The 16,685-nt window shown below is 43.1% G+C and carries 14 protein-coding genes and 1 pseudogene; 6 read left to right on the top strand and 9 right to left on the bottom strand.

Annotated elements, in window-relative coordinates:
• The first annotated feature begins 63 nt into the window (after positions 1-63).
• Both H8S88_RS00835 and H8S88_RS00830 read left to right on the top strand, forming a co-directional pair.
• Positions 64-1,008: a magnesium transporter CorA family protein gene (locus H8S88_RS00835; RefSeq protein WP_006597173.1), complete on the top strand. Its 945-nt coding sequence runs from the start codon at positions 64-66 to the stop codon at positions 1,006-1,008.
• A 28-nt stretch (positions 1,009-1,036) separates the two neighbouring features.
• Entirely contained in the window at positions 1,037-1,711 is a 675-nt protein-coding gene (locus H8S88_RS00830; protein WP_129270089.1) for a DUF1129 family protein, read from the top strand.
• Between the two features lie 35 nt (positions 1,712-1,746).
• On the opposite strand, the gene H8S88_RS00825 is transcribed toward H8S88_RS00830, so the two are convergent.
• From H8S88_RS00825 to rpsF, 4 genes are all read right to left on the bottom strand, one after another.
• Positions 1,747-2,268 (bottom strand): GNAT family N-acetyltransferase, encoded by a 522-nt coding sequence (locus tag H8S88_RS00825; protein WP_129822441.1) that lies wholly within the window; start codon positions 2,266-2,268, stop codon positions 1,747-1,749.
• 260 nt (positions 2,269-2,528) lie between these two features.
• Positions 2,529-2,768: a 30S ribosomal protein S18 gene (rpsR, locus tag H8S88_RS00820; protein ID WP_000068664.1), complete on the bottom strand. Its 240-nt coding sequence runs from the start codon at positions 2,766-2,768 to the stop codon at positions 2,529-2,531.
• Positions 2,769-2,809: 41 nt separating this feature from the next.
• Positions 2,810-3,304, bottom strand: coding sequence for a single-stranded DNA-binding protein (locus H8S88_RS00815; protein WP_129270085.1), 495 nt, complete (start codon positions 3,302-3,304; stop codon positions 2,810-2,812).
• A gap of 26 nt (positions 3,305-3,330) precedes the next feature.
• Entirely contained in the window at positions 3,331-3,621 is a 291-nt protein-coding gene (gene rpsF / locus H8S88_RS00810; RefSeq protein ID WP_006595679.1) for a 30S ribosomal protein S6, read from the bottom strand.
• A 277-nt stretch (positions 3,622-3,898) separates the two neighbouring features.
• Between rpsF and H8S88_RS00805 the strand changes: the two genes are divergently transcribed.
• The 3 genes and pseudogenes from H8S88_RS00805 to H8S88_RS00795 all read left to right on the top strand — a co-directional run bounded on the left by H8S88_RS00805 (position 3,899) and on the right by H8S88_RS00795 (position 6,236).
• Positions 3,899-4,951: a bifunctional glycosyltransferase family 2/GtrA family protein gene (locus tag H8S88_RS00805; RefSeq protein ID WP_048789793.1), complete on the top strand. Its 1,053-nt coding sequence runs from the start codon at positions 3,899-3,901 to the stop codon at positions 4,949-4,951.
• Positions 4,938-5,839, top strand: a pseudogene (locus H8S88_RS00800) (phosphodiester glycosidase family protein). Before H8S88_RS00805 ends, H8S88_RS00800 begins: the two are co-directional and overlap by 14 nt.
• Entirely contained in the window at positions 5,820-6,236 is a 417-nt protein-coding gene (locus H8S88_RS00795; RefSeq protein WP_082162676.1) for a hypothetical protein, read from the top strand. The pseudogene H8S88_RS00800 and the gene H8S88_RS00795 overlap by 20 nt, the downstream one beginning before the upstream one ends.
• Positions 6,237-6,344: 108 nt before the next feature.
• Here the strand turns inward: H8S88_RS00795 and H8S88_RS00790 are convergent, their stop codons facing one another.
• The gene (locus H8S88_RS00790) at positions 6,345-8,729 is read right to left on the bottom strand and encodes a phosphoketolase family protein (protein WP_236127814.1); all 2,385 of its coding nucleotides are present in this window, start codon (positions 8,727-8,729) and stop codon (positions 6,345-6,347) included.
• Between the two features lie 360 nt (positions 8,730-9,089).
• Here H8S88_RS00790 and H8S88_RS00785 point away from each other — a divergent pair, with 360 nt between their 5' ends.
• A complete protein-coding gene (locus H8S88_RS00785) occupies positions 9,090-10,061 on the top strand; it encodes a hypothetical protein (protein WP_048789790.1) in 972 nt (323 codons plus the stop codon).
• Between the two features lie 365 nt (positions 10,062-10,426).
• Here H8S88_RS00785 and metF read toward each other — a convergent pair whose 3' ends face one another.
• From metF to H8S88_RS00760, 4 genes are all read right to left on the bottom strand, one after another.
• A complete protein-coding gene (gene metF, locus H8S88_RS00775) occupies positions 10,427-11,302 on the bottom strand; it encodes a methylenetetrahydrofolate reductase [NAD(P)H] (RefSeq protein WP_048789789.1) in 876 nt (291 codons plus the stop codon).
• Between the two features lie 69 nt (positions 11,303-11,371).
• The gene (gene metE, locus H8S88_RS00770) at positions 11,372-13,621 is read right to left on the bottom strand and encodes a 5-methyltetrahydropteroyltriglutamate--homocysteine S-methyltransferase (protein ID WP_125334875.1); all 2,250 of its coding nucleotides are present in this window, start codon (positions 13,619-13,621) and stop codon (positions 11,372-11,374) included.
• A 272-nt stretch (positions 13,622-13,893) separates the two neighbouring features.
• Positions 13,894-15,501, bottom strand: a complete 1,608-nt coding sequence (locus H8S88_RS00765) for a glycoside hydrolase family 13 protein (RefSeq protein ID WP_048691163.1) — start codon at positions 15,499-15,501, stop codon at positions 13,894-13,896.
• Positions 15,502-15,615: 114 nt separating this feature from the next.
• Positions 15,616-16,656 carry an acyltransferase family protein gene (locus H8S88_RS00760; RefSeq protein ID WP_048691166.1) on the bottom strand — a complete coding sequence of 347 codons (1,041 nt, stop codon included), beginning with the start codon at positions 16,654-16,656 and terminating at the stop codon, positions 15,616-15,618.
• Between the last annotated feature and the right edge of the window lie 29 nt (positions 16,657-16,685).

Raw genomic sequence — 16,685 nt, 5'->3', positions numbered from 1 at the left:
TTTATCCAAAAGCGTGCTTTTTCTGTTATAATGTTAAGGTGTAAAAAAACAAGGGGAGGCACCATGAAACAGGTCTTTTTATCGACAACGACTGAATTTAAAGAAATAGAGACACTGGAACCCGGTAGCTGGATCAACCTTGTCAACCCTTCCCAAAGTGAGTCGATGGAAATCGCCTCTGCTTTTAACATCGATATTGCTGACTTACGGGCACCGCTCGATGCGGAAGAAATGTCTCGTATGACCATCGAAGATGAGTATACCTTGATCATCGTAGACGTTCCCATCAAGGAAGAGCGGAACAATCAGACCTACTATGTCACCATCCCTTTGGGAATCATCCTAACAGAAGAGGCTATCATCACCACTTGCTTGGAAGAGTTGCCTCTCCTAGACACCTTTATCAATCGTCGCTTGCGGAATTTCTATACCTTCATGCGATCCCGCTTCATCTTCCAGATCCTTTATCGCAATGCTGAACTGTACTTGACCGCGCTTCGTACCCTGGATCGTAAGAGTGAACAGATTGAAAGTCAACTGCACAAATCAACGCGTAATGAGGAGCTGATTGAACTGATGGAATTAGAAAAAACCATCGTCTACTTTAAGGCCTCTCTGAAAACCAATGAGCGCGTGATCAAGAAATTGACCAGTGCCACCAGTAACATCAAGAAATACCTGGAAGACGAGGATCTGTTGGAAGATACCTTGATCGAGACCCAACAGGCCATTGAGATGGCGGATATTTATGGAAACATCCTCCACTCCATGACCGATACCTTCGCATCGATCATCTCCAACAACCAGAACAATATCATGAAAACCTTGGCCATGGTGACCATCGTCATGTCCATCCCAACCATGATCTTCTCGGCTTATGGCATGAACTTTAAAAACAATGATCTCCCCCTCAACGGAGAACCTAATGCTTTCTGGCTCATTATCTTTATTGCCTTTGCCATGACCGGATCGCTCGTTGTCTACCTCATCCATAAAAAATGGTTCTAACACCTACTAATAACACTAAGGAGTATTTATGTCTCAATTTGATTTGACCCAATTAAGTAAAAAGAATCAAGAATTCGTTCGCATCGCTAAACACCAATTGATTGAAAACGGCAAAACAGAAGAAGAGGCTACTAGCCTGATTGAAGAAATTCTTCCAGCTATCTTTGAAAACCAACCAAAAGGAGTAACGGCGCGAACTCTCTTTGGAGCGCCAACTGTTTGGGCCAATGCTTTTAGTGATCAGGAACGCTACGAAAAAGAGCATCCAAAAGAGAATGATGCTCCTCATCTTATGATCACAGATTCTTTCCTTCTCGTCTTTGGTCTCTTTGCTGCTATTTCAGCCTTCATGAACCTTTTTGCACCTCAGGGAACCACTTATGGACTTCTCACATTGACTCTTGGTAGCTTGGCTGGTGGGGTTGTGCTCTATTTGATGTATTACTACTTCTACCAGTACTACGAAGTTTCTAAACGTGGAATGAAACGGCCTGCTTTAACCAAGTCACTCCCTATCCTAATGTTGGCGATGATCCTTTGGGTTGTAATTCTCATGGTCACTGCTTTGCTCCCACAATTCCTCAACCCTCGTGTACCAAACTGGTTCATGCTCTTACTCGGTGGAGGAGCTCTTCTTCTCCGCTACTACTTGAAGAAAAAATACAATATTAAGAGCGCCAATACAGCACCTCAACGACGCTAAAAAGAAACGGATGAAGTTTTCATCCGTTTTTGTTTTTACTGTATTTCCCTGTTCAATCTTTTTGAAAAATAGAGGACTAAGTCATCATTGTTTTCACAAGAACTGTAAGGGTCCAAGGGCTGATCCCTAAACCAAACTCCAGATCCGTCTGGGATATAGTCCCGTTTGACATACAGTCTTTGAGCTGGACCATAACCCGAGTGTAAACCAACCCCTAAAGTAACAATCTCTGATAGTAGCCGGACTCTTTTTTCCGCCTCTTCTAAGAGTTGATTCCCAATTCCTCGATTTCTAAATGGCTCAAAAACATTAAAATCAGATAGTTCAGGATAGACTCCCACGAAAGGGCCGTGCTTGGCATAAGGCAATATAGTGATATAACCTGCCACAAATCCATCCGACTCAGCTACTAATACGTCTCTCTTTCCGTTCTCCTGATCCTGAAAATAGCTGGCCAAGATATCCTCTCTACCCGGCCACCCTTGATGGATAAAGGCTTGAGAGATCCCTTCAATATCATACTCCATCATACTTCTGATGATTGTGCTTTCCTTCATGTTGCGCTTCTTGATACCTTTCTCCCCCTCATTATAGCATAATTAGAGCTTGGGAAAGATCAAAGAGGGCCACCCGGACCTGAAAAAAAGACCTGTAAGGGTCTTAATTCGCTTTCTTGTTTTCAAGCTCATGAAAAAGAGGGCCACCCGGACCTCAACTCGCTCTTACATTTCCAGGCTCGTGAAAAAAAGACCCGTAAGGGTCTTACTCGCTCTCTTGTTTTCAAGCTCATGAAAAAGAGGTCCACTGGACCTCTTTTTTAATCTTCGTTTACGAAAGGCATCAAAGCCATTACGCGAGCGCGTTTGATAGCTGTTGTTACTTTACGTTGGTTCTTCGCTGAAGTTCCAGTTACACGACGAGGAAGGATTTTCCCACGTTCTGAAACGAAACGGCTAAGAAGCTCAGTATCTTTGTAATCAACATATTCAATTTTGTTTGCTGCGATGTAATCAACTTTTTTACGGCGTTTGAATCCGCCACGACGTTGTTGAGCCATGTTTATTTCTCCTTTATAGTTTTAATTCGTTAAACCCATTCTTAGAATGGTAGATCGTCATCCGAGATGTCCATTGGATTAGCACCGAATGGATTGTCATCACGTCCAAAGTTTGGTGTTGCGTTCGATGGTTCAGATCCTCCAAAGCTTGGAGCTGCATTTCCTGCAAATCCTCCAGCTGAAGAATAACCTCCACCAGCTTGTCCTTCACGATTCGCGCGGCTTTCCAACAATTGGAAGCTGTCCGCTACGACTTCAGTGACATAAACACGTTGACCTTGCTGATTCTCATAATTACGAGTCTGGATACGACCTGTAATCCCAACTAAGGCACCCTTTTTAGCCCAATTTGCTAAATTTTCAGCTTGTTGACGCCAAATCACACAGTTGATAAAGTCCGCATCTCGTTCACCATTTTGGTTTTTAAAATTACGGTTAACCGCGAGTGAGAATGTCGCAACAGCCTGATTTTGAGGGGTATAACGAAGTTCAGCATCTCGAGTCATACGACCTACAAGTACAACATTGTTAATCATTAGTCACCTTCTTTATTCGTTAGGGCTTACGCGTCAACTTTTACGATCATGTGACGAAGAATGTCACCGTTGATTTTTGAAAGACGGTCGAACTCGTTAAGAGCTGCATCGTCGTTCGCTTCAACGTTTACGATGTGGTAAAGTCCTTCACGGAAATCTTGGATTTCGTATGCAAGACGACGTTTTTCCCAATCTTTTGATTCAACAACAGTTGCACCGTTGTCAGTCAAGATAGAGTCAAAGCGTGCTACCAAAGCGTTTTTAGCTTCTTCTTCAATGTTTGGACGAATAATATAAAGAATTTCGTATTTAGCCATTGATATGTTCCTCCTTTTGGTCTAATGACCCCAAGTTTTTGCAAGGGGTAAGTGAGGTTTGCTCACAAGAAACTATTATACCAGACTTTGGGATAGAAGGCAAGTAAAAATACCTTCTCTACATTCTTTTCGAAAAGTTTTATTTTTCTTCTATTATTTTCTCTCCTTTTTTACAACAAGGAAATCTCTCCCTTTCCTTAAAGAAAACTGATATCAGTTAGCTTTAAGAAAGGGCCGTTATACTACCTTCATCACAAACAAGAAACGAGGAACGCTTATGAATTATTTAGTCATCCCCGCTTATCAACCCGATCAAAAACTTCTCAAACTGGTAAATAAACTGAGAGAAAAATGTAACTTCTCCATTATCGTTGTGGACGATGGTAGTTCTGAGGACTGCCAAGCGATTTTTGAAAAATTAGACGGACTAGCTACAGTCCTTCACCACGAAACCAACCTTGGAAAAGGAGGGGCGCTCAAAACAGCTTACACCTACATTCAAGAGCAAGGGCAATATGGAACAGTCATCACCGCTGATGCTGATGGTCAACATAAGGTTTGGGACGTCTTCCGCGTAGCCAATCAATCACAAGAAAATCCGAACCAATTGGTTCTAGGGGCACGCGCCTTTTCAGGCAAGGTTCCTTTGCGTTCTGCTTTTGGAAATAAATTGACCCGCTTCTTGTTCAAGCAACAAACAGGGGTCGCTGTGACAGATACGCAGACTGGCCTTCGAGCCTTTACAACCAACATGATCCCCTTTATGTTAGATATCGAGGGACAACGGTATGAGTACGAAATGAATGTGCTCCTCGCAGCTAGCAAGGCCTTTCCCATCTTGGAAGTTCCGATTGAAACAGTCTATATCAATGACAATGAAGGGTCCCACTTCCGTCCTATTCGCGACGGTCTCATGATCTACAAGGACATGTTCAAGTTTGCCCTCTCTTCCCTGAGTAGCTTTATCGTGGATTACCTGGTCTATGCCTTCTTCCTTTTCGTGATGTTGGCTGTGCCGATTAGTCTTCGGATCCTCCTTGCAAACGGGATCGCTCGTGTGGCCAGCTCCATCTTTAACTACTCGACCAACAAACGTCTAGTCTTTAAGAACAAAGACAGCCTGGCTCGAACCGGAAGTGGTTACTTGGGACTTGCGATTGGACTCTTTATTCTCGATACCCTCTTGATTCGACTTTTCTATACAAGCTTTGGTCTCCATTTGCTCCTCAGCAAAGTGATCGTCGGACTCTTGCTCTTCGTCGTCTCATGGTTGATTCAGAAAAAAATCATTTTCAAGGAAAGGACTGCACCCACTCATGAAATTCTTTAAAAAATCGTATACCTATGCTGCTTGTTTCGGCATCCTGCTAACAAGCTCCTTCAGCTATTCTATGCTCAAGACCTTTATCTTATCGGATGCTATCCAAACAGTCAAAGCTACGACCACTGATACCAAGGCGGCTGAGGAGGCAGCAGCCTCTGCTACTACTACAGATACCAGTTACTCCGATGACAATATCCAGGTGAGCCTGACAGAAACAACAGTTGAAAACACTCAAGTTTACATTGCAGATATTACGGTTAGCTCTTCTGACTATCTAAAAACTGCTTTTGCTCAAAATACCTACGGGACAAACGTGACGGCTAAGACGTCCGTCACTGCAGCTGAAAATAATGCTATTCTAGCCGTCAATGGAGACTACTACGGTGCTAATAGCACCGGCTATGTCATCCGAAATGGAGTGTCTACCGCGATACGGTTCGCGAAGACTCTAGCAATGGCGACTTAGCGATTTATAAAGATGGTTCCTTCAAGGTTATCTACGAAGATGAAATCACTGCGGATCAGTTGGTCAAAGACGGGGTTGTTAATCTCCTTGCCTTCGGACCTTCCTTGGTTGAAGATGGAGTAATTACTGTCGATACGAACTCAGAGGTGGGACAATCCATGGCGTCTAATCCACGTACTGCCATTGGGATCATCGATGAAAACCACTACATCATTGTCGTCTCGGACGGCCGGACTTCAGAGAGTGAAGGGCTTTCTCTCTACCAATTAGCGGAAGTGATGAAATCGTACGGCGTCAAAACAGCCTACAACCTGGATGGTGGTGGATCTTCTACACTTTACTTCAATGGCCAAGTTATTAACAAACCAACTACAAATGGTACTATCTCAGAAAGGGCGGTGAGTGACATTGTCTACATCGGTTACTAATCCTATCAAACAACGGTTGAAAAAGACCATCCTCTGGTACACTCTGATTACAGCTTTCTTCTTCGTCGGAAGTCGCATCTACGAACACTTTAGTTTTGGCGAAACCTCTGCCTTCATGCACTACCTCTTCTTGATTCCTTTGATCGGCGGCACCCTGCTAGTGGCTCTGCAACTAGTGGTAAAAGGCCTTTCTCGACTCACTCTCAATCTTTGGAACTCAGCAGTTGCCACGGCAACTGCTGGAGTCCTCTACCGAGGCATTGTTAACCTCTCTGGTCGTTCAACAACTCTCGACCAACCCTACTATTATGTCGCAGGGATTTTCCTAGCCCTTGCCCTCATCAGCATCTTCTTTGTCCGAAGTGTCTGGGTGGAGAAAACAAAGTTAAGTACTTAATATTGAAAGCTCTTATCCAATTATTATGGATAAGAGCTTTTAGATTTTTTACAATACTATCTATCAAAAAAGAAATCAGAATAACTTCTGATTTCTTTTGAAATAAACTTATTTATTTACGTTTTCCCATTTCCAGTTGTGTACTTCTGGAATATCATCACCATGTTCACGGATGTAAGCATTGTGGAAGGCAATTGTTTCGTCCATTTGAGCTGCGAATTCAGCTGCTTCTGCTCCAAGAGCTGCATTGGCTGCATCTTGTGCCAAGTGGAAGCGATCCAATTCAGACATGACACGCATATCGAATGGTGTTGTGATATCTCCGTTTTCACGGTAACCATGTACACGAAGGTTATGGTTGTGACGGTTGAAGAAGATGTCACGGATCATGCCTTCATAACCGTGGAAGGCAAAGATCACAGGTTTATCAGTTGTGAAGACTTTGTCGAACTCTTCATCTAAAAGTCCACGCGCATCGACGGATGGGTGACGCAATTTCAAGATATCTACCACATTGACAAAGCGGATCTTCAATTCTGGGAAGGCCTTGTGCAAGATTGTAATGGCTGCAAGAGCTTCAAGGTTTGGCTCTGTACCTGCAGCTGCAATGACAAGATCTGGATCTTCATCTGCTGAAACAGTTGATGCCCAATCGATCACCTTGTATCCTTCACGAACCAATTCTTCCGCTTCATCAGCTGAGTAGAATTGAGGACGTGGGTGTTTAGAAGAAACGATCAAGTTAATCATATCTTCTGCCTTGAAGGCTTGGTCCATCACCGCAAGCAACGTATTCGTATCTGCTGGCAAGTACTCACGGATGTATTCTGGAGTTTTTTCTGCCAAGTGAGTCAAGATACCTGGATCTTGGTGAGTGTAGCCATTGTGGTCTTGTTGGAAAACAGTTGAAGTCGCAATCAAGTTTAAGGCAGGGTAGTTTTTACGCCATGTCGTGTGAGTCTTAGATTTACGCAACCATTTAAAGTGTTGAGTAATCATAGAGTCCACGACACGAAGGAATGATTCGTAAGAAGCGAAGAATCCGTGACGACCTGTCAAGACATATCCTTCGAGCATACCTTCTGCTTGGTGCTCTGACAATTGAGAGTCAATGACACGTCCAGCAGGGCTCAAAGCTTCATCGTAGTCTGGTTTCGTACGTCCTAACCATTGACGGCTTGTACGAGTGAAGACTTCTTGAAGACGGTTTGATTTGGTTTCATCTGGTCCAAAGATACGGAAGTTATGTGGGTTCGCATCCACAAGATCTGCCGCATACTTACCAAACTCGATCATATCTTGGGCCATGATAGCACCTGGTGTTTCGATCTTGAAGGCATGTTTCTTCCAATCAGCAGTGTCCATTGGTTTGATGACACCTGCGTTTGTGATTGGGTTCATAGCCATGCGACGGTCACCTTTTGGTGCAATTTCAGCAATTTCAGGAAGCAATTTACCAGTTTCGTCGAACAATTCAGCTGGACGATATGATTCCAACCATGAAAGAAGAGCATCCACATGCTCCATATGGTGAGCATCTACTGGGATTGGAACTTGGTGAGCACGGAATCCACCCTCGATTGGTGTACCTTCCCAAGCTTTTGGTCCAGTCCAACCTTTAGGAATACGAGCAATCAAGACAGGGTATACTGGTTGAGTTGCTTCTTCTGCAGAACCTTTACGAGCTTCTGCTTGGACTTTCTTGATTTCTTCAATCGCTTCGTCCAATTTTTCTGCAAACAAAGCATGAGCTGCTTCGTGGTCGTCAGAAATAGCCGTTACGTCTGCAAAGATTGGTTTCCATCCAAGACCTTCAAAGAAGAGGGCCAATTCTTCGTCTGTTTTGCGTTCGAAAATCGTTGGGTTGTGGATCTTCCCACCGTTGAGGTAGAAGATTGGAAGAACAGCACCATCGTTAACTGGGTTCAAGAAGGTATTAGCCAACCAACCAGCCATCAATGGACCAGTTTCTCCTTCGCCATCACCGATTACGGTTGCAGCAATCACATCTGGATTATCCAAAACAGCTCCAGCTGCGTGAGAAAGAGCATAACCAAGTTCTCCACCTTCGTGGATAGATCCTGGAGTTTCAGGTGCCGCGTGAGAGGCAATCCCTCCTGGGAATGAGAAGATTTTACATAGGTGTTTAAATCCTTCTTCATTTTGTGGGATATTTGGATTCAATTCTGTGTAAGAACCATCTAAGTAAGAGTTGGACACCATAACTTGTCCACCATGACCTGGTCCTTCAATGTAAAACATATCCAAGTCGTATTTGTTGATGGCACGGTTCAAGTGAGCATAGATAAAGTTTTGTCCTGGTACAGTTCCCCAGTGTCCGATTGGGTGAGCCTTCAAGTCGTTTTCAACCACTTCACGTTTCAACAATGGGTTGTCTTTTAAGTACATTTGAGCAGCCGAAATGTAGTTGGCTGCACGCCACCACGCATCCACTTTATCCAAGTAAGCTTTGCTGTTAAAATCAACAGTCATATTGTCTCCTCTCAAATTCTAGCTATGATTCTGATGAATTAGAATCCAGTGCAAGTATTTAGGTTATAAACATCCTGTTTCATTCATATGAAGACAGAACGAACGCGAACCAAATTTAATTCAATTCTTTTCTATTCTATCAATAATTTAGCTTTTTGTATATAGAAAAAATTAAAAAAAATATAGTTTTTTATAAAAAGTTGCAAATCTCTTTTAAAATCAAAGCATTTTTCAATCATTTTACAAACAAGTTTTTGCTTAAACCTCTCAAAAAGCCTTTGAAATCAGCTATCTATAAATTTCCTTGTCACATAAAATCTTTCATGATATACTTTAGATATCAAACTAAAGGAGATCGGTATGATAAAGGAAAAACGCAATAAAGGATTTGTGTCAGGTCTGGTGCTTGCCCTTGTCTTCCTTGCATTCGCAGGATTAGTATTTTCATTATGGATGGGACGCCAGAACCCTTCCACTAGCTTTGCGAAGGCAGAAAAGTCTGGGGACCCTGTAACGATGCAAGTCTATGATATTACACGAGAACCTGTCGGAACTGTGGACAACGGCCACGTCCTCTATATCGTCCAGTACGATATCCAAAACGATGGTAAGTTTGCAGGGATCGAAGCCAAAAAAGACGATGCGACGATTAAAGAAATCGTTGATAAGGCAAAAAATGGGGAACTGCTGACCAAACCTTATCGACTAAAAGGAACGCAATTAGCCCCTTTGGCAAAGGATAGCAAAAATACGTCTCGTAACGGTCGCCTTGTCGGCTATAGCGACTACATCCATTCCCTTCTCGACCCGACTTCTGTCGTGTCACTTAATATGACGACCAGCTATTACTTAAGCCTCACAGAGTACAACAAAGACTCCTTATTCCTCTTAATTGGTTCAGCTGCTCTTGCTGGACTTTCTATCATAATGGTCGTAGCCAGCTTCTCCGTACGGAAACGGACCATTGCTTCCTATCAGGAACTCCACCAAAACTATCCCGAACTCCAAGGAGATCTGTCCCGCCTGTCTGATGAAGCCAGCTACTACAATCAAGACTTAAAAGTTATCTTGTACAAAAATCATTTGATTACCTATTTCAGAGGAACGCAAACGATTGATTTACGAGAGGTTCAACAACTATACTTACATGTCACTCGAGTTCGTCAATCAGGGATTGCTCGCTCAATCTTCCAATTGTGCTACATCCGCAAGGACAAACCAAAGAAACAGCACCGCCTAGCCATTAAGAATAAGAAGAACGCTGAAGAACAACTCTACACTCTTTTTGCACAGGTATCTGAGAGATTCCCAGATGTCAAGGTTGGAATTTAAAGCTTTCCAACTCCCTTTGGAAATACTTTTCTCAGCACTAAAATCCCCTCATCAGAATCAGTTGATGAGGGGATTTTTTTCTATTTAGGTCACATTTGAAACGAGAGGATTAAATCACTTTTTTACCATTTTTATAGACATCTGTCACTAGGTTGGTCGCGAAGAAATAGAAGAGATAATCTAGATTTGGTGCATCGTAAATCGTGATATCGGCTTGTCAAACAAGATCTAAGCTTCCGATTTTTAGGATTACTATAAAAAAGTGTATCTTCGCATGTATTTTTCTTAAACAAAAAAATCAAAAGGGAGAGGAGCAAGAGGGTACTTTTGAATTCCCTCTGTTCTTCTCCCTATTTTTTGATTTCTCAACTCACTTCAAGTTTGGTTTTGTGGTGGAAGAGAGCTTCCGTAGCCTGATGCACTTGATGAGCTACTTCTGCATTATTCATCGTGTATAGATGAATTCCTGCTACATCTTGAGTAACCAAATCAACGATTTGATCCACCGCATAGGCTAAACCAGCCGCACGAAGGGATTTTGGATCATGTTCATACTTATCCAGAATGGCTTTGAATTTCCGTGGGATATGAACATTTTCACAAGTCTTCAACAAGCGAAGGGCCTGGTTTCTGTTAAGAATTGGCATCACCCCTGCATGAATGGGAACATCAATTCCCGCCAAGGTACACTTATCTTGAAAATCGTAGAAACGCTCATTGTCAAAGAAAAGCTGAGTCACTAGGCTCGAACATCCAGCATCCACTTTCTTTTTCAGATTTTGAATATCTGAAATTTGGTTTGGCGAATCTGGGTGACCTTCTGGGTAACAAGCACCGATCACATCAAAGTGAGGAGCTTCTGTTTTAATAAATTCAATCAAGTCCGTTGCATAACGAAAGTCTTTTAAAGGCTCAATACCAGGAATAATATCACCACGAAGGGCCAAAATCCGATGAACCCCTACTTGATCTAATTCATGAAGGGTATCTGCTACTTTTTCCTTGCTTAGATAGATGGCAGGTAAGTGGGCAATGGTCGGAATAGACAATTCATTCTGAATATGATTGGCTAAAGCAACCGTCGTCTCTTTGATATTGTATTTATTATTGCTAGCTGTCACACTGATAAAGTGTGGAGCTAATTCCTGCATATTTTCCAAGGCACGTAAGAGCTTGGCATTGCCTACTTCAGGATTTGGAGGGAAAACCTCAAAGGAGAGCGACGGTGTTTGCTTAGTCATCAAATGTATTCCTTTCTTGATTGAGCAATTTTTTTTGCTATCGAGCAAGCTTAGGAATTTCTACTTGCTTTATAGCGCTTTACGAGCAGCTTTTGCCGCTTCTACAAGACGGATCAAGCTTTCTTTTGTTTCTTTAATTCCACGTGTTTTCAAACCACAGTCAGGGTTGATCCAAACTTTTCTGCTTGGTACTTTGGCAAGGATCGCTTCGATAGTGTGATCGATTTCGCCTTCGTTAGGCACACGAGGTGAGTGGATATCGTAAACCCCAGGTCCAACTTCTGTTTGGAAGTTTTTCGCTTTGAGTTCGTCCAAGATTTCAAGGTTTGAACGGCTCGCTTCAAATGAGATGACGTCTGCATCCATGTTGTCGATGGCTGGGATGATATCTGTAAATTCTGAGTAACACATGTGTGTGTGGATTTGTGTGTCTGGTGCTACTGTTGAGTGTACCAAACGGAAGGCTGGAATCGCCCAGTCAAGATAGTCTTCGTACCAGTCGCTACGACGGAGTGGCAATTTCTCACGAAGAGCAGCCTCGTCGATTTGGATGATCTTCACGCCTGCAGCTTCAAGATCAAGAACTTCATCCTTGATCGCAAGAGCGATTTGAAGAGTAGAATCCTTGATAGAGATGTCTTCACGTGGGAATGACCAGTTAAGGATGGTAACAGGTCCAGTCAACATACCTTTTACAGGTTTGTCCGTACGGCTTTGTGCGTAGCTAGACCATTTGACAGTGATTGGGTTGAGACGAGTCACATCCCCCCAGATGATTGGTGGTTTCACCCCACGCATACCGTATGATTGTACCCAACCATTCTTAGAGAAGAGGTAACCGGACAAGTTTTGACCGAAGTACTCAACCATGTCATTCCGCTCGAATTCACCGTGTACAAGCACGTCAAATCCAACTTCTTCTTGCCATTTGATCCATTCGTCGATGGTTTCAGCAAGGAAGGCATCGTATTCTTCTTGTGACAATTCACCCTTACGGAAGGCCAAACGTTTCGCACGAACTTCTTTCGTTTGAGGGAAGGATCCGATGGTTGTTGTTGGAAGGGCTGGAAGTTTGAAGGCATCTTCTTGGATTGCTTCACGTTCAGCAAAAGCTGGCAAACGAGTGTAGTCTGCATCAGTCAATCCAGCGATACGCGCACGAAGTTCCGCATTTGCTCCGACACGTTCAGTCGCAAAGAGTTCTTTGTTTGCTGCAAGAGCTGCTTCACCTTGACCATTGCGGATAGCATCCAAGTCACGAAGTTCTTCCAATTTTTCAACTGCAAAAGCAAAGTGGTTCAAGATAGCTGGTTCAAAGTCTTCATTGGCAGTTGTAAATGGCACATGAAGCAGTGAGCAAGAAGTTGTCAAAACAATGTTTTCAGCTGGTACTTGTTTCAAGATTTCCAAGCTTGCTTCGTAGTTGTTGCGCCAGATGTTCTTACCATTGACAATACCTGCATAAAGAGTCTTATCAGCTGGGAAGCCACCTTTGACGAGTTCAAGAGTTTTCTTCCCTTCCACAAAGTCCAAACCAATCGCATCTACTGGCAAGTTCACAAGGTCATTGTAGACATCACGAACATCACCAAAGTAAGTTTGAAGCAAGACTTCAAGACCTTTTTTGTCAGCCAATAGCTTGTTGTAGATGTTCAAGAAGAAGGCTTTTTCTTCTTCTGTCAAGTCTTTGACAAGAGCAGCTTCGTCGAGTTGGATACGAGTTGCACCAAGTTCAGCCAATTTAGCAAAAGCATCTTGGTAAGCAGCCACTAAGCTATCCACGAAGTCTTCTGCTTTTACGCCTTCTTCGAAGTCTGATAATTGAAGGAAAGTGAATGGCCCAACCACAACCGGACGAGTATCGAGACCCAATTCTTTGGCTTCTTGGTACTCATCAAAAATCTTGTGACCAGCCAATTTGACTTCTGTTGTTTTTTCAAATTTTGGAACGATATAGTGGTAGTTAGTGTTGAACCATTTCTTCATTGGAAGAGCACGCACATCCCCTTTTTCTCCCTGGTAACCACGCGCCAAGGCGAAGTAGCGTTCAAGGTCAGACAAGTCCAAGTTTTGAACCGATGCAGGAACCACGTTGAAAAGGAAGGCTGCATCTAGGAAGTTGTCATAATGTGAAAAGTCATTTGATGGGATTTCAGTAATGCCTTTTTCTTTGACAATGTTCCAGTGTTTGGCACGCAATTCTTTTGCAGCATCCAACAAATCTTCAGCTGTAATTTCGTTTCTAAAATATTTCTCAGTTGTAAATTTTAGTTCGCGGAATTCACCCAAACGAGGGAATCCGATGATTGTAGTTGACATGTTTTGTCCTCCAAAAATTCAAGTTGAGTCTATCTTATCAGAAGAAGCCCCTTCTGTATAATTGCTTTTCAATGGTTTATGGTATAGCCAGAAGCTATAACCTTATAGATCAAGGGTTTTCGCCGCTTGCCATTGACCAGAACTAATAGTCCTTATAAAAAATAACTATAAGGCTTCTACCAGACAGACTGCCCCCCTCCCATTGGACAGTCCTCGTCCCCTCTAAAACAAAAAAAGAAGCTATCCGCTTCTTTTTTTGTAGGAACTTATGCTCAAGTTAGTTGCACACAAAAAGCATCCCAAGGTTCCAATACTTTTGTCTGTTTGACCTGCTCTACATTGGTATTGCTAATGAGGACCTCCTGATAGTCTTCCTCCAGTTCAAAGCTCTGAACTTGACTAGACAAATTGACCACAATCAAATAGCGTTGATTCCCATCTACTCGTTGGTAGGCAAAGACCTGGTCGACTGTATCCAGTAGCTCAAAGTCTGCCGAGATCAACCAGTCTTGCTCCTTACGGAGGGCAACCAATTGTTGATAGGTATAAAAAATGGATGAGGGATCAGCCAAAGCCGCTTCTACATTGATTTCCTGATAGTTTGGATTGACAGCTAGCCAAGGGTGACCGGTTGTAAAACCAGCCTGTGGGTGCTTGGACCACTGCATAGGGGTTCGAGCATTGTCCCGGCCAATATGTCGGATCTGGTCCATAATGGTGTCGAGATTCACTCCCTTTTCGAGGCTTTCCTTGGCGTAGTTAATAGATTCAATATCTTCGATTTCGTCCAGGCTCTTAAAAGGATAGTTGGTCATGCCAATCTCTTCCCCCTGGTAGATATAAGGTGTCCCTCTCATCAAATGAAGAAGAATAGCTAGGGCCTTAGCGGACTTCACCCGATAGGCTTGGTCATCTCCCCAGGCAGAAACAATCCGAGGGAGGTCATGGTTGTTCCAAAAGAGAGAGTTCCAGCCTTCGTCCATGCCCAGCTCCGTCTGCCACTTGTTAAAGATTTCTTTCAACTTAGGAACATTAAGCTTCTTCGCATAGTGCCATTTGGGCTGACCCTCTTGGAAGAGAAGCCCAATGTGTTCAAATTGAAAGACCATCGATAATTCTTCATTGTCAGGACCAGAGTATTGCTTAGCAATCTCAGGTGTCGCTCCCCAGGTCTCCCCGACCGTTAACAAATCCTTATCCCCGAAAGTCGCTCGATTCATTTCTTTCAGATAAGGGTGGAGCATGGGACCATTGGCTACGATCTTCTGATCAGGAATTTTCCCAATCATGTCGATGACATCCATCCGAAAACCACCGATCCCCTTGTCGATCCAAAAGTTCATCATGTCATAAATCTTCTGCCGAAGGGTCTCATTTTCCCAATTCAGGTCTGGTTGCTTCTTACTAAAGAAGTGCAAATAATACTGCTGGGAAGCCGGATCAAATTCCCAAGCTGAACCACTAAAGGTAGAGACAAGATCATTGGGTCGGTCCCTCCAAATATAGTAGTCTCGCTCTGGACTGTTTGGATTTTCCTTGGCCTCGATGAACCAAGCATGCTCATCAGATGTATGGTTGACCACCAAATCCATGATCATCTTAATACCGCGCTTTTGCCCCTCCGCAATCAATGTTTCCATATCTTCCATGGTGCCAAAGATGGAAGCAATATCCTCGTAATCAGATATATCGTAGCCATTATCATCCATAGGGCTTTGGTAGACAGGAGACAGCCAAATGGCCGTAATACCTAACTTCTCCAAATAATCCAGCTTACTGATGATCCCCTTGAGGTCACCGATTCCATCTCCATTGCTATCTAAAAAACTCTTGGGATAGATTTGATAAATCACGGCATCATGCCACCATTTTTTCTTCATGCGCTTCTCCTTTTTGGTTTCACTTGTAATCCCTTACATCATAACCAAACTGGAAAAGAATTGCAACTCTCAGCTGACCTATCAGTCTCCCTTAAAATAAAAAAGAAAGTCTCTCTAGAGAACTTCCTTTTCAAGACTTCTGTTTTTCTTTTCTTTTTGCCAAGAGTGATAAGAGAGCATGACCAATCCAAAGAGATGACTTCCCAACAAGGCCGTCACAAAAATCAACTTGCCCCTGTCTGGATAAGAAAGCGGGACATTGCTAAAGCCATAGCGAGCCCATTCGATAAAGATCGGATGCGAAAAATAAAGCGCCATGCTCATCTGCTTTAAGTACTGTAAATCATAGCTTTTCAAAAAGGACGATCGCAGACAAGCATTAACCAAATAGACCGTCACAAAGGGAAGGAGCAAGTAAAAGTTCTTATCGATTCCTTCATGTTGAAAAATGATGATGCCTTCCATACAGAACAAGCCAAAGGCGAGAGATAGCTTTTCCCAACGGTGAACCCTAAAGGTTTGTGCATGAAAATGATCATAGAGATAGTAACCCATAAAGATAAAAATGGGCGTGTAAAAGAGACCATTTCGAGCTGTAAAAAATAAATTGCTGTAGAGCTGGTAACCCTCGAGAAGACTCGTGGTGTCCAGATAAGCTGAATAGGTCTCGATCAAGCCCCAGCAGTAAAGAAGAAAGGTGATCACCCCCGTCCAAACCATACCTAAGCGTTTGACCAATTGATTGACCAAAAACAGGCCCAGCAAAAAGGCAGGGATATACCAGAGTTGGTAACACATTCCCAGATAGAGCAGAGCAATCAGAACGCCTGCTGGAAAGAGATAGACAGGGAGATGGAGACTAGAAAAAAAGACCCAGGCATAGGGAAGATAGACACAACTCCAAAATAAATAGGTTTTTACGATTTTGACCAGGTAGGCCTTCATTTTCCTTGCATCTCTTAGTGATGGCTTGAGGAAAAAGCTGGCACAGACGATAAAAAATGGCACCGCTAGCCGTCCAAGGATACTCTTAAGGCCAAAATGCACTGGCTCATAGGAAGTTAAGCGACCACTATGCACCAAAATCACTGCAATCGCAAAGAGGTATTGAAAAAGACTAATACTGGAAGTGTTATAGAGGGAATTCTTTTTCATGGTCCTACTCCTTCGCCAAATGCAGATTC

The organism is Streptococcus sp. GS001 (genome assembly GCF_021595565.1).
GTDB lineage: Bacteria > Bacillota > Bacilli > Lactobacillales > Streptococcaceae > Streptococcus > Streptococcus xiaochunlingii.
The sequence above is the reverse complement of the archived record's forward strand: the minus strand, read 5'-3'. Positions and strand labels throughout refer to the sequence as shown.

Coding starts and splice junctions, on each gene's coding strand:
- H8S88_RS00835 (WP_006597173.1), top strand. CDS start 64: ATGAAACAGGTCTTTTTATCGACAACGACTGAATTTAAAGAAATAGAG.
- H8S88_RS00830 (WP_129270089.1), top strand. CDS start 1,037: ATGTCTCAATTTGATTTGACCCAATTAAGTAAAAAGAATCAAGAATTC.
- rpsF (WP_006595679.1), bottom strand. CDS start 3,621: ATGGCTAAATACGAAATTCTTTATATTATTCGTCCAAACATTGAAGAA.
- H8S88_RS00790 (WP_236127814.1), bottom strand. CDS start 8,729: ATGACTGTTGATTTTAACAGCAAAGCTTACTTGGATAAAGTGGATGCG.
- rpsR (WP_000068664.1), bottom strand. CDS start 2,768: ATGGCTCAACAACGTCGTGGCGGATTCAAACGCCGTAAAAAAGTTGAT.
- H8S88_RS00825 (WP_129822441.1), bottom strand. CDS start 2,268: ATGAAGGAAAGCACAATCATCAGAAGTATGATGGAGTATGATATTGAA.
- H8S88_RS00765 (WP_048691163.1), bottom strand. CDS start 15,501: ATGAAGAAAAAATGGTGGCATGATGCCGTGATTTATCAAATCTATCCC.
- H8S88_RS00785 (WP_048789790.1), top strand. CDS start 9,090: ATGATAAAGGAAAAACGCAATAAAGGATTTGTGTCAGGTCTGGTGCTT.
- H8S88_RS00805 (WP_048789793.1), top strand. CDS start 3,899: ATGAATTATTTAGTCATCCCCGCTTATCAACCCGATCAAAAACTTCTC.
- H8S88_RS00760 (WP_048691166.1), bottom strand. CDS start 16,656: ATGAAAAAGAATTCCCTCTATAACACTTCCAGTATTAGTCTTTTTCAA.
- H8S88_RS00815 (WP_129270085.1), bottom strand. CDS start 3,304: ATGATTAACAATGTTGTACTTGTAGGTCGTATGACTCGAGATGCTGAA.
- metF (WP_048789789.1), bottom strand. CDS start 11,302: ATGACTAAGCAAACACCGTCGCTCTCCTTTGAGGTTTTCCCTCCAAAT.
- metE (WP_125334875.1), bottom strand. CDS start 13,621: ATGTCAACTACAATCATCGGATTCCCTCGTTTGGGTGAATTCCGCGAA.